The following is a 13,612-nucleotide window of genomic DNA, read 5'->3' as shown; positions in this document are numbered from 1 at the left end:
TTCATGAAAAGCGGCGACACCCCTAAAATCCATACAGCTTTGTTATTATTCGGCACCTTCTGATATTTGCCCGACCAGGTAGTTCCTATGTCCGACCGCAGCGCTCGTTTCCAAGCACTCCAGCACGCACTCAAAGAGCGCATTCTGATCCTCGACGGCGGCATGGGTACTATGATCCAGAGTTACCGCCTCGAGGAACACGACTATCGTGGCACGCGTTTCGCCGATTGGCCAAGCGATGTGAAAGGCAACAACGACCTGCTGCTGCTCAGCCGCCCGGATGTGATCGCCGCCATCGAGAAAGCCTACCTCGATGCCGGGGCCGATATTCTCGAGACCAACACCTTCAACGCCACGCAGATTTCCCAGGCCGACTACGGCATGGAATCGCTGGTGTACGAGCTCAACGTCCAGGGCGCCCGCGTGGCGCGCCAGGTGGCCGACGCCAAGACCCTGGAGACCCCGGACAAGCCGCGTTTCGTCGCCGGCGTGCTCGGCCCCACCAGCCGCACCTGCTCGATTTCCCCCGACGTCAACGACCCGGGCTACCGCAACGTCACTTTCGACGAGCTGGTAGAGAACTACACCGAGGCCACCCGTGGCCTGATCGAAGGCGGTGCCGACCTGCTGCTGATCGAGACCATCTTCGACACCCTCAACGCCAAGGCGGCGATCTTCGCCGTGCAGCAGGTATTCGAGGAAGACGACGTCGAGTTGCCGATCATGATCTCCGGCACCATCACCGACGCCTCCGGGCGTACCTTGTCCGGGCAGACCACCGAGGCGTTCTGGAACTCGGTGCGCCACGCCAAGCCGATCTCCGTTGGCCTGAACTGCGCCCTCGGCGCCAAGGACCTGCGTCCGTACCTGGAAGAGCTGGCGACCAAGGCCGACACCCACGTGTCCGCCCACCCCAACGCCGGCCTGCCCAACGCTTTCGGCGAGTATGACGAGACCCCCGCCGAAATGGCCGCGGTGGTCGAGGAGTTCGCCGCCAGCGGTTTTCTCAACATCATCGGTGGCTGCTGCGGTACCACCCCGGGCCATATCCAGGCCATCGCCGAGGCCGTGGCCAAGTACCCGCCACGGGCGATCCCGGACATTCCCAAGGCTTGCCGCCTGTCGGGCCTGGAACCGTTCACCATCGATCGCCAGTCACTGTTCGTCAACGTCGGCGAGCGCACCAACATCACCGGCTCCGCCAAGTTCGCCCGGCTGATCCGCGAGGAAAACTACACCGAAGCGCTGGAAGTCGCCCTGCAGCAGGTCGAGGCCGGCGCCCAGGTGATCGACATCAACATGGACGAAGGGATGCTCGACTCCCAGGCCGCCATGGTCCGCTTCCTCAACCTGATCGCCGGCGAGCCGGACATCTCCCGCGTGCCGATCATGATCGACTCCTCCAAGTGGGAAGTGATCGAGGCGGGCCTCAAGTGCATCCAGGGCAAGGGCATCGTCAACTCGATCTCGATGAAGGAAGGCGTCGAGCAGTTCAAGCACCATGCCCGCCTGTGCAAGCGCTACGGCGCCGCCGTGGTGGTGATGGCCTTCGACGAGGTCGGCCAGGCCGACACCGCCGCGCGCAAGAAAGAGATCTGCCAGCGCAGCTACGAGATCCTGGTCAATGAAGTCGGCTTCCCGCCGGAAGACATCATCTTCGACCCGAACATCTTCGCCGTCGCCACCGGCATCGAGGAACACAACAACTACGCCGTGGACTTCATCGAAGCCTGCGCCTACATCCGCGACCACCTGCCCCACGCCCTGTCGAGCGGCGGCGTGTCCAACGTGTCGTTCTCGTTCCGCGGCAACAACCCGGTGCGCGAGGCGATCCACTCGGTGTTCCTCTACCACGCCATCCGCAACGGCCTGACCATGGGCATCGTCAACGCCGGGCAGTTGGAGATCTACGACGAGATCCCCGCCGCCTTGCGCGACAAGGTCGAGGACGTGGTGCTCAACCGCACCCCGCACGGCACCGACGCGCTGCTGGCCATCGCCGACGACTACAAGGGCGGCGGCGCGACCAAGGAAGTGGAAAACGAAGAGTGGCGCTCGCTGCCGGTGGAAAAACGCCTGGAGCACGCCCTGGTCAAAGGCATCACCGCATTCATCGTCGAGGACACCGAAGCCTGCCGCCAGCAGTGCGCGCGACCGATCGAAGTCATCGAAGGCCCGCTGATGAATGGCATGAACGTGGTCGGCGACCTGTTCGGCGCCGGCAAGATGTTCCTGCCCCAGGTGGTCAAGTCCGCTCGGGTGATGAAGCAGGCGGTGGCCCACCTGATTCCGTTCATCGAGGCCGAGAAAGGCGACAAGCCCGAGGCCAAGGGCAAGATCCTCATGGCCACGGTCAAGGGCGACGTGCACGACATCGGCAAGAACATCGTCGGCGTGGTGCTCGGCTGCAACGGCTACGACATCGTCGACCTCGGCGTGATGGTGCCGGCCGAGAAGATCCTGCAGACCGCCCGCGAGCAGAAGTGCGACATCATCGGCCTGTCCGGGTTGATCACCCCGTCGCTCGACGAGATGGTCCATGTCGCCCGCGAGATGCAGCGCCAGGACTTCCAGCTGCCGTTGATGATCGGTGGCGCCACCACCTCCAAGGCGCACACCGCGGTGAAGATCGAGCCGAAGTACAGCAATGACGCCGTGGTCTATGTCACCGACGCCTCGCGCGCGGTAGGCGTGGCCACCCAGTTGCTGTCCAGGGAACTCAAGCCCGGCTTCGTCGAGAAGACCCGCGCCGAGTACGTCGAGGTGCGCGAACGCACCGCCAACCGCAGCGCCCGCACCGAACGCCTGAGCTATGCCCAGGCCATCGCCGCCAAGCCGCAGTACGACTGGGCCGGCTACCAGGCCGCAGTGCCCTCCTTCACCGGCGTGAAGGTGCTGGACGATATCGACCTGCGCGAACTGGCCGAGTACATCGACTGGACGCCGTTCTTCATCTCCTGGGACCTGGCCGGCAAGTTCCCGCGCATCCTCACCGACGAGGTGGTCGGCGAAGCGGCCACGGCGCTGTACAAGGATGCCCGCGAGATGCTCGACAAGCTGATCGACGAGCAGCTGATCAGCGCCCGCGCGGTGTTCGGTTTCTGGCCGGCCAATCAGGTCGCCGATGACGACATCGAGATCTATGGCGACGACGGCCAGCCCCTGGCCACCCTGCACCACCTGCGCCAGCAGACCATCAAGCCGGACGGCAAGCCGAACTGGTCGCTGGCCGACTTCGTCGCGCCAAAGGACAGCGGCGTGACCGACTACGTCGGCGGGTTCATCACCACCGCCGGCATCGGCGCCGAGGAAGTGGCCAAGGCTTACCAGGACAAGGGCGACGACTACAGCTCGATCATGGTCAAGGCCCTGGCCGACCGCCTGGCCGAGGCCTGCGCCGAATGGCTGCACGAGCGGGTGCGCAAGGACTACTGGGGCTACGCCAAGGACGAGCAACTCGACAACGAGGCACTGATCAAGGAGCAGTACCGTGGTATCCGCCCGGCCCCGGGCTACCCGGCCTGCCCGGATCATACCGAGAAGGCCACGCTGTTCCGCCTGCTCGACGGCAGCGCCATCGGCGAGACCGGCCCGAGTGGGGTGTTCCTCACCGAGCATTTCGCCATGTTCCCGGCTGCAGCGGTCAGCGGCTGGTACTTCGCCCATCCACAGGCCCAGTATTTCGCCGTGGGCAAGGTCGACAAGGATCAGGTCGAGCAGTACAGCGCACGCAAGGGCCAGGCACTGAGCGTGAGCGAACGCTGGCTGGCGCCGAACCTCGGCTACGAGGGCTGAGCCCCTCATCGCGGGGCAAGCCCGCTCCCGCAGGATTTCGCCCAGCGCGGCGATTTCCTGCAGGAGCCGGCCTTGCCTGCGAACATCGGCGCAGGACGGATAAAGGCTCGCTCGATCCTTGCGCAAAGGCTTTACCCCGCCCTTGGCAAAGCTGTTAGCCTTGCCGGACCAGGTCAACACGGACAGCCCATGGCCAACCACAAGATCGAGATCCGCCGGCGCAACATCGAAAAGATCCTCCAGGCCGCCGAGCAGGTGTTCGCCGAGAAAGGCTACGGCGGCACCTCCATGGGCGACATCGCCGAACAGGCGCGACTGCCACGCTCCAACCTGCATTACTACTTCAATACCAAGGACGAACTGTACCGCGCGGTACTGCAGGACCTGCTCGACGTCTGGAAGCAGGATGCCCAGTGTTTCGAGCGTTTCGACGACCCGCGAGTGGTGCTGACCAGCTACATCCGCGCCAAGATGGGCCACTCGCGCTCCCGCCCGCTGGGCTCGAAGATCTGGGCCGAGGAAATCCTCCACGGCGCACCGCTGCTGGGCGCGAACCTGGACGACACGCTGGTGCCCTGGGCCCAGCTCAAGCAAGCGAAGATTCGTGGCTGGGTGCAAGACAAGCGCATCCTGCCTGTAGAGCCGTCGGCACTGTTGTACATGATCTGGGCGGCGACCCAGCACTATGCCGACTTCGGCTACCAGGTGACTTTGCTCAACGACGGCCAGCCCTTGTCCGACCTGGCTTTCGAAAACGCCGTACAGACGGTGACCAGCGTCATCCTGCGCGGTATCGGGCTCGAGCCTTGATCAGGCGGACAGTCTCAGCTCGCCTGCCTGGTTGTCCAGGCACTCGCAAAGAAAGTCGATGAACACCCGGGTCTTGTACGGCATATGGCTTGCGTTGGGGTACACCACGCTGACGGGCTGTGCCGGCAGGCTGTAGCCGGGCAGCAGCCGGCGCAACGCGCCACAGGCCAGGTCGGCCTCGATCAGCCAGGCCGGCAACACGGCGACCCCCAGACCGGCAAGGGCCATCGCCCGGATGGCATGGGCGGCATTGGCGTGAAAGGCAGCGCTGCCGCTGATGCTCACGGCCTTCGCCTGCGCGTCGTGGAGGGTCCAGTCGGTGGGGCTGCGCAGGTTGCTGTTGGCGATCCACGGCAACCTGGCCAGGTCCGCTGGCTGTTCGACCGGCTGGCGCGCCAGCAGCGCCGGCGCGGCCACCAGCACGATGTCATAGTCGGCCAGCTTGCGGCTGCGCAGGTTCGAGTCCACCAGGGTCCCCAGGCGCACGACCAGGTCGAGTCGCTCGGCTATCAGGTCACTGAGCGAGGAGTCGACCTGATAGTTGATCGACAACGCAGGATAGCGCGCGGTAAAAGCCGGGAGCAGCGGCAGGATGAAGCGTTCGCCGTATTCGGCCGTGGTGCTCAGGCGCAAGGTACCGGCCACCCCGTTGTGACGGCGCATGACACTGTCGAACGCCCCTTCGACGTCACCGACGATCCCTTTGAAGTCCGTATAGAACGCCTGCCCGATTTCGCTAACGGCAATGGCGCGGGTGGTGCGCACCAGCAGCGTGACGCCCAGCGCCTGCTCCAGCGCCCTGACGTGCTGGCTGGCCATGGCCTTGCTGATGCCGAGAAACGCGGCGGCCTTGGTGAACGAGCCGAAATCGACCACCGCCAGAAAGGTCTGCACCCGGTTGAGCTGGGCGTGGAGGGCCGTGCGCGGCATTGTTCACTTCCATCAAACAGAGTTTCAAGGGTAGCGGCATCGACAGGGACAGTCCATGCCACCTAGGCTGCGCGCTGCAAAGGAGGAGCGATGACGTTTCGATACCGTGTGGCCGCCGTGTTCCTGACCGGCTTTTTCATCGACTGCGTGAACATTTTCATGCCTGCCGTGGCCCTGCCGCGCATCAGCGCCGAACTGGCGGTCAGCGCCGCCAGCAGCGCCTGGGTGAGCAACGCCTACATCCTCGGGCTGACCCTGGTGATGCCGCTGAGCACCTGGCTGGCTGGGCGCTGGGGCGCGCGCGCCCTGCTGACTCTCTCGATGCTGGTGTTCGCCCTGGCCGCCTGGGGTTGCGGCCAGGCCGGCAGCTTCGCCGCGCTGGTCGCCTGGCGCTTCGTCCAGGGTCTTGCGGGTGGCCTGTTGATTCCGGTCGGCCAGGCCCTGACCTTCAACCTGTTCCAGGGGGCCGAACGGACCCGCGTCTCGACCCTGGTAATGGCCGTAGCCTTGCTGGCCCCTGCCCTCTCGCCCAGCCTGGGCGGGATGATCGTCGATCACGGCCGCTGGCCGTGGGTGTTCCAGGCCAGCGTGCCGCTGGCCCTGCTGGCAGCCGCGATGGCCTGCTGCTGGCTGGGCGCGACACCACGCCTGGCGCGGCCGCGCCCGGACCTCAAGGGCCTGGTGCTGGTAGCCGGCGCCCTCGCCTGCCTGCTGCTGGGCCTGTCGGCCTACGGCGCGGGATACAGCGCCGGCGTTGCCCTGACCTGGCTGGCGGCCGGCTTGATCTGTGGCCTCGGCTACCGCGCCCACTACAAGCGCACCGGCCATGGCGTGCTCGAGCTGAGTCTGCTCGCCAGCGCCCGCTTGCGTGTCGCGATGCTGGTCTACCAGGCAGTGCCCGGGGTGTTCACCGGCGTCAACCTGCTCAACCTCTTCTACCTGCAGGAAGAGCTGCACCTGAGCGCCGGGGCCAGCGGCCTGTGCATGCTGGTCTATGCCGGCGGCGCCTTCGCCGCCATGCTGCTGGGTGGACGCGCCTTCAACCGCGTCGGCGCCCGTCGCCTGCTGCTGCTTGCGCTACTGCTGCACAGCCTGGGTATCGCCTTGCTGGTACAGGTCGACAGCGCACTGGACAGCCTGCTGCTGATCGCCGCCTACGGCCTGATGGGCTGCGGTGGCGGCCTGGCGGCCAATACCGCGCAGACCACCGCGCTGCTCGACTTCGAAGGCGAGCGCACACAGCAGGCCAGCGTGCTGTGGAACATCAACCGGCAGATGGCCTTCAGCGTGGGCGCCGCGCTGTTCCTGATGCTGTTCAACCTGCTGCACCAACACCTGGACACTGCCCGCGCCTACCACCTGACCTTCGCCCTGGCGGCGCTGTGTGGCCTGCTGCCAGTACTGCGCCTGACCACCCTGCCCAAGGAACATACCTGCCATGCCTGACACCCCGATTACCCGTGCCATCCACAGCGTGCACCACGTCCATGCGCTGATCAATGCCGTGTTCACCCGCCCGGCAGACACCTGTACAGCCGAACTGGAGGAACTGCTGGCAGCATTCGCCGATGACTTCAGCATGGTCGGCGTGGCAGGGGCGCTGATCGATCGCCAGCAGGTGGAACAGTTGTTCCGCCGTGCCGCAGGTGCCCGACCCGGACTGCAGATCGAGGTCGACGCGTTCGATGTGGTCTGGCAGGTCGGGGCGCATGTGGCGCTGCGCTACCGCGAAGTCCATCGCCAGGCGGGGGTGGTCACGACACGCTGGTCGCTGGCGCTGCTCGAGTGCGATACCGAGGCTGTGGTGTGGCGGTGCCTGCAGGAAACCGCGACACCACACTGAACCGCGTCCCCCCTCCCTGCCGCTGGCCTCGCCAGCGCCCGCGAGGACACTGGCGAGCGCTTGCATCAACTGGCTTCGCGGTAGGGATTGCGAGGGTCTTGAGTCCAGTTCAGGTAGGGCTTGCCAGTGTCCTGCGCGACCATCTCGATGCAGTTCTCCACCGGGCAGGTGATCTGGCACAGGTTGCAACCCACGCACTCATCCTCGATCACGCTGTAGGCGTGGGTGCCGTCGGCCTGCAGCGTACTGGCGATGGCCTGGTGCGAGGTGTCCTCGCAGGCGATGTGGCAGCGGCCGCAGCCAATACAGGCGGCCTGGTCGATCTGCGCCACCGATTTGTAGTTGATGTCCAGGTACTTCCAGTCGGTGGTATGGCCCACCGCCTGGCCACGGAATGCCTCCAGGCTGCGATGCCCGTGCTGGTCCATCCAGCGCGCCAGGCCATCCTGCATGTCCTCGACGATACGGAACCCATGCAGCATCGCCGCCGTGCATACCTGCACCGCGCCACTGCCCAGGGCGATGAACTCGGCCGCGTCGCGCCAGTTGCCGATGCCCCCGATGCCGCAGATCGGCAGGCCACGGGTCTCGGGGTCGCGGGCAATCTCGGCGACCATGTTCAGGGCAATCGGCTTGACTGCCGAGCCGCAGTAGCCACCGTGGGTGCTCTGCTCGCCGACGATCGGGTGGGCGACCATGCGTTCGAGGTCGACGCTGGTGATCGAGTTGATGGTGTTGATCAGCGACACCGCGTCCGCCCCGCCACGATGGGCTGCCCGCGCCGACTGGCGGATATCGGTGATGTTAGGGGTGAGCTTGACGATCACCGGCAGCGAGCAGTGCTGCTTGCACCAGCGGGTGACCATCTCCACGTACTCGGGCACCTGGCCGACCGCCGCGCCCATGCCGCGCTCGGGCATACCGTGGGGGCAGCCGAAGTTGAGCTCGATGCCATCGGCGCCGGTGGCCTCCACCAGCGGCAGGATGAACTGCCAGGACGCCTCGACGCACGGCACCATCAGCGACACGATCAGCGCGCGGTCGGGCCAGTCCCTCTTCACCTGGGTGATTTCGCGCAGGTTGATCTCCAGCGAGCGGTCGGTGATCAGCTCGATATTGTTGATCCCCTGCACCAGGCGGTTGGCGCCGTAGTGCGCCGAGTAGCGCGACGACACGTTGACCGCCGCCGGGTCCTCGCCCAGGGTCTTCCACACCACCCCACCCCAGCCGGCCTCGAAGGCACGGACCACGTTGTAGGCCTTGTCGGTGGGGGGCGCCGAGGCCAGCCAGAACGGATTGGGCGCCTTGATACCGGCGAACACGATGGACAGATCGGCCATTTACGCAGCCTCCACATTGAGCGTGAGTTGGGCATGGATGGCTTCGGCGGCCAGCTTGCCGTGCTGTACGGCCTGGACCGTGAGGTCCTGGCCCAGGGCAGTGCAGTCGCCACCGGCGTAGATGCCCGGCAGTGACGTGCGCATTTGCCCGTCGACGCGAATGCGCTCGCCGTCACGGGCCAGTTGCGCAGCCAGTGGATCGGCCAGGCTGGCCTCGTCGAAGCGTTGGCCGATGGCCTTGAAGATCGCATCGGCGGCCAGCTCGAAGCACTCGCCGGTATCCTCCAGGCGCCCGGCCAGTCGTTGCGTGCGCATGAAGCGCATGCCGCGCACACGCCCCTGCTCATCCAGCAGCACCGCATCGGGCCGCGCCCAGGTGTGCAGGTGTACCTGGTTGTGCAGGGCGATTTCCTGTTCATGGCCGGTGGCGCCCATGTCGGCCTGGCCGCGCCGGTAGATCAGATGGACCTCGCGGGCACCCAGGCGGCTCATCTGCACGGCCATGTCGATCGCGGTGTTGCCGGCGCCGAGCACCAGGCAACGGTCGGCCAGTGGCAGTTGGCCAAGGTCGTCGGCCTGGCGCAGTTCGCGGATGTACTCGGTGGCGGCCAGCAGGCCCGGCGCGTCTTCGTCCGGTAAGCCCAGGTGGCGCACGGCGTCCAGCCCGAGTCCCAGGAACACCGCGTCGTATTGGCTGTGCAGCTCGCCCAGGCCGAGGTTGTCGCCCAGGCGCTGGCCATGACGGATCTCGATACCGCCAATGCCAAGCAGGAACTGCACTTCGCGCTGGGCGTAGTCGTCCACCAGCTTGTAGCGGGCGATGCCGTATTCGTTGAGGCCGCCGGCCTTGTCCCGCGCCTCGAAGATCACCACGTCATGGCCATGCATGGCCAGGCGATGTGCGCAGGACAGCCCGGCCGGCCCGGCGCCGACCACGGCGATGCGCTTGCCGGTGGCCGGCGAGCGCTGGAACGGATGCCCGGTGAAACCGGCATGGTCCACGGCATAGCGCTGCAACTGGCCGATCAGCACGGGAGCGCACTCCTGGGCGTTGTTGCGCACGCAGGCCTGCTGGCAGAGGATTTCGGTCGGGCACACCCGGGCACAACTGCCGCCGAGGATATTGGCCGAAAGGATGCGCTCGGCGGCGCCCTGCAGGTTGTCGTCGGCGATACGGCGGATGAACGACGGGATGTCGATCTCGCTGGGGCAGGCGTTGACGCACGGGGCGTCGTAGCAGTACAGGCAGCGCGCGCTCTCGACGATGGCCTGGCGGGCGGTGAGTGGTGGCGCGAGGTCGCTGAAGGCCTCGGCCAGTTGGTCGGCACCGGCGCGGGGGCGCGGCAAGTGGTTCAGGGCATCGATCACGGTAGGAGCCTCTCTTTTTTATAGACCCAGGCAACGGAAGTCGCGCAGGGTGCGGGAGGTTGCGACACGAGCCCACGCCAGCCAGGAGTCGCCGACGCCTGCAGGAGCGGCCTTGTGTCGCGACGGGCTGCGCGGCAGCCCTAATGAACTCAGCGCTTGACCGGTGCCGGCCGCTGCCGCTCGGCGCGGCGCTCCAGCACTTCGTACACCGAGGGATACGCCGGGCGCTCCACATAGCGCCCGACGCCCGGCTCGGCACGCAGGTCGCCATCGGCCCAGCGCACCTCGCCCTGGCTGATGGTGTGACTGGGCACGCCACGCACGGTGCGGCCTTCGAAGATGTTGAAGTCGACCTGCTGGTGGTGGGTACGGGCGCTGATGGTGCGCGTGCCCTGCGGATCCCACAGCACCAGGTCGGCATCGGCGCCGACGCGGATCGCGCCCTTGCGTGGGAACAAGTTGAAGATCTTCGCCGTGTTGGTCGAGGTAAGGGCGACGAACTCGTGCATCGACAGGCGCCCAGTGTTCACCCCGGCATCCCACAGCACCGCCATGCGGTCCTCGATACCGGCGGTGCCGTTGGGGATGCGGCTGAAGTCATCGCGCCCCATGGCCTTCTGCTCGGCGCAGAAACAGCAGTGGTCGGTGGCGGTGGTATGCAGGTTGCCCGACTGCAGCCCGCGCCACAGTGCCTCCTGGTGCTCGCGCGGACGGAACGGCGGGCTCATCACGTAGCCGGCGGCGGTGGCCCAGTCCGGGTCGCGGTAGACACTGTCGTCGAGCAGCAGGTGGCCCGGCAGCACCTCGCCGTACACCGGCTGGCCCTTGGCCCGGGCGTAGGTAATCTCGTCCAGCGCCTCGCGGCTGGAAATGTGCACCAGGTACAGCGGCGTGCCCAGGGTCTCGGCAATGCGGATGGCGCGGCTGGCGGCCTCGCCCTCGACCTGCGCCGGGCGTGACAGCGGATGCGCCTCGGGACCGGTCAGCCCTTGGGCCAGCAGCTTTTTCTGCAGGTGATAGACCAGCTCGCCGTTCTCGGCATGCACCGTCGGCACCGCGCCCAGTTGCAGGCAGCGCTCGAAGCTGGCGACCAGGGTGTCGTCGGCGGCCATGATCGCGTTCTTGTAGGCCATGAAATGCTTGAAGCTGTTCACCCCGTGACGGCTGACCAGCTCGCCCATTTCCTCGGCGACCTGCTCGCTCCACCAGGTGATGGCGACGTGGAAGCCGTAGTCCGCCGCGCTCTTCTGCGCCCAGCCGCGCCAGGTGTGGAAGGCCTCGAGCAGCGACTGCTGCGGGTTGGGAATGACGAAGTCGATGATCGAGGTGGTGCCGCCGGCCAGCCCCGCGGCGGTACCGCTGAAGAAGTCCTCGCTGGCCACGGTGCCCATGAACGGCAGTTGCATGTGGGTGTGCGGGTCGATGCCGCCGGGCATCAGGTACTGGCCGCTGCCGTCCAGTACCTGGCAGCCGGTGGGGGGTTCGAGATGCTCGCCGATGGCGCGGATCAGGCCATCGGCACACAGGACATCGGCGGGGTAACGTTCTTCGTGGGTGACCACGGTGGCGCCACGGATCAACAGGGACATGCCGTTTTCCTCGCAGGCTGACCGGTCTGCTCTGGCCGGTTCTTGGAATTGTGCTGGGCCGGGTCGAGGGAGGTTTTTCAATCCTGTCAGACCTGACAAGAATCGAGGCTAGTAGCTGAACATGGATTGAGCAAGAAAAAATAAATGCAAATATCTTATTTTCTATCTATCTGTTTTATAAGGATTTTTATACAAAACATCAGCGGTTTCGACCTTCCATGGCATTTTGACTACCTTGACAGGAAGAAAAAATGATCAAGATTTTCTACGCAACTTCAACTGCCTGGAATCCATCAAAAAAGCACCGGTCACCTGCGCCAGGCCGGAACGCAGGCGCAGTACTGGAAAAGCGTGTGTACTCCGGCCATCGCATCAGCCCGATGAGCAGACAACAACAAGAAAAACCTGGAGAGCCCCATGCAGCAGAGCAGATCGCAAGTGATCGAGCGGCACGGCCTGTACGAGCTCGACGCCGGCAGCGACGTCCTCGACAGCCCGCGCTACAACCACGACATCGCCCCGACCAAGGTCCACCAGCGCACCTGGAACAAGTGGCACATCACCGCGCTGTGGGTGGGGATGTCCATCTGCGTACCCACCTACACCCTTGGCGGGGTGCTCACCGCCTACTTCGGCCTGAGTGTCGGCGAAGCGCTGCTGGCGATCCTGCTGGCCAACCTGATCGTGCTTGTCCCGCTGACCCTGAACGCCTTCCCCGGCACCCAGTACGGCATTCCCTTCCCGGTGCTGTTGCGCTCGTCGTTCGGCATCCTCGGCTCCAACGTGCCGTGCCTGATCCGTGCCGTGGTGGCCTGCGGCTGGTTCGGCATCCAGACGTTGTTCGGCGGGCTGGCCATCCACTTGCTGCTGGGCTCGCTGTTCGAGGGCTGGAAATCCCTCGGCGGCACCGGCGAGGTGATCGGGTTCATGCTGTTCTGGTCGCTGAACCTGTGGGTGGTGCTGCGCGGCGCCGAGTCGATCAAGCTGCTCGAAACCCTCGCCGCGCCGTTGCTGGTGGCAGTGGGCCTGGGTCTGCTGTTCTGGGCGCTGCCGCACATGTCGATGAGCGAGCTGCTGGCGCAACCGCCCAAGCGTCCGGAGGGCGCCAGCGTGGTCGGCTACTTCTGCGCCGGCCTCACCGCCATGGTCGGTTTCTGGGCCACCCTGTCGCTGAACATCCCCGACTTCAGCCGCTACGCGAAGAGCCAGAAAGACCAGGTGCTCGGACAGATCTACGGCCTGCCGCTGACCATGTTCCTGTTCGCCGCCCTCGGGGTGATCATGACCGCGGCCTCGGCGTCGCTGGTGGGCGAGACGGTGTCCGACCCGGTCAGCCTGATCGGCAGGATCCAGAGCCCCGGCTGGGTTGCCGTGGCGATGACCTTGATCGTGCTCGCCACCCTGGCCACCAACACTGCGGCAAACATCGTCTCGCCCACCAACGACTTCCAGAACATCGCCCCGCGCCTGATCGGACGTAACCGTGCAGTCTGGCTGACCGGGCTGATCGGCCTGGCGCTGATGGCCCACGAACTGTTCAAGAAGCTTGGCTGGATCGTCTCGGACCTGAGCCTGGAGGCGGTCTACTCCAACTGGCTGCTGGGCTACTCGAGCCTGCTCGGGCCGATCGCCGGGATCATGGTGGTGGACTACTTCCTGGTCCGCCGCCAGCGCCTGGACCTGGCCGGGCTGTACCGCGACGACGTGTACCCGGCATGGAACCTGGCCGGCTTCGCCGCCTTCGGCGTGCCGGTGGTGCTGACCGTGATGGCCATCGGCAACAGCAGCTTCAGCTGGTTCTACGACTACGGCTGGTTCACCGGCTCGCTGCTGGGCGGTGGCCTGTACTACGCCCTCGGTGGCGTGGCGGTACGCGGCCCGGCGCGGCTGGCCAAGCCGTTGCCCTGAACTGTGGGCGCGGGCGTGTCCCGCGCTGG

The 13,612-nt window shown here is 65.9% G+C and carries 9 protein-coding genes; 5 read left to right on the top strand and 4 right to left on the bottom strand.

From position 1 onward, the window contains the following. The first annotated feature begins 87 nt into the window (after positions 1 to 87). Positions 88 to 3,795 carry a methionine synthase gene (gene metH / locus F3J43_RS17295; RefSeq protein WP_166889187.1) on the top strand — a complete coding sequence of 1,236 codons (3,708 nt, stop codon included), beginning with the start codon at positions 88 to 90 and terminating at the stop codon, positions 3,793 to 3,795. Positions 3,796 to 3,984: 189 nt separating this feature from the next. Next, a complete protein-coding gene (locus F3J43_RS17290) occupies positions 3,985 to 4,605 on the top strand; it encodes a TetR/AcrR family transcriptional regulator (protein WP_166889183.1) in 621 nt (206 codons plus the stop codon). Here the strand turns inward: F3J43_RS17290 and F3J43_RS17285 are convergent, their stop codons facing one another. After that, the gene (locus F3J43_RS17285) at positions 4,606 to 5,535 is read right to left on the bottom strand and encodes a LysR family transcriptional regulator (RefSeq protein ID WP_166889180.1); all 930 of its coding nucleotides are present in this window, start codon (positions 5,533 to 5,535) and stop codon (positions 4,606 to 4,608) included. A gap of 90 nt (positions 5,536 to 5,625) precedes the next feature. On the opposite strand from F3J43_RS17285, the gene F3J43_RS17280 reads away from it, so the two are divergent. Beyond that, the gene (locus tag F3J43_RS17280) at positions 5,626 to 6,981 is read left to right on the top strand and encodes an MFS transporter (RefSeq protein ID WP_166889176.1); all 1,356 of its coding nucleotides are present in this window, start codon (positions 5,626 to 5,628) and stop codon (positions 6,979 to 6,981) included. Further along, on the top strand, positions 6,974 to 7,378 hold the full coding sequence (locus F3J43_RS17275; RefSeq protein WP_166889173.1) for a DUF4440 domain-containing protein: 405 nt from the start codon (positions 6,974 to 6,976) through the stop codon (positions 7,376 to 7,378). The genes F3J43_RS17280 and F3J43_RS17275 overlap by 8 nt, the downstream gene beginning before the upstream one ends. Before the next feature lie 65 nt (positions 7,379 to 7,443). Here F3J43_RS17275 and preA read toward each other — a convergent pair whose 3' ends face one another. The 3 genes from preA to hydA form a co-directional block, all read right to left on the bottom strand. Beyond that, on the bottom strand, positions 7,444 to 8,718 hold the full coding sequence (gene preA / locus F3J43_RS17270) for an NAD-dependent dihydropyrimidine dehydrogenase subunit PreA (protein WP_166889170.1): 1,275 nt from the start codon (positions 8,716 to 8,718) through the stop codon (positions 7,444 to 7,446). Then, positions 8,719 to 10,086 (bottom strand): NAD(P)-dependent oxidoreductase, encoded by a 1,368-nt coding sequence (locus F3J43_RS17265; RefSeq protein WP_166889167.1) that lies wholly within the window; start codon positions 10,084 to 10,086, stop codon positions 8,719 to 8,721. It lies immediately after the preceding gene. Positions 10,087 to 10,235: 149 nt separating this feature from the next. After that, entirely contained in the window at positions 10,236 to 11,675 is a 1,440-nt protein-coding gene (gene hydA / locus F3J43_RS17260; RefSeq protein WP_166889164.1) for a dihydropyrimidinase, read from the bottom strand. 417 nt (positions 11,676 to 12,092) lie between these two features. Between hydA and F3J43_RS17255 the strand changes: the two genes are divergently transcribed. After that, entirely contained in the window at positions 12,093 to 13,583 is a 1,491-nt protein-coding gene (locus F3J43_RS17255) for an NCS1 family nucleobase:cation symporter-1 (protein WP_166889161.1), read from the top strand. The last annotated feature ends 29 nt before the right edge of the window (positions 13,584 to 13,612 follow it).

Origin of the sequence: Pantoea sp. Cy-639 (assembly GCF_011752525.1) — a bacterium.
Lineage (GTDB): Bacteria > Pseudomonadota > Gammaproteobacteria > Pseudomonadales > Pseudomonadaceae > Aquipseudomonas.
This window is presented reverse-complemented; position numbering and strand designations above follow the sequence as displayed.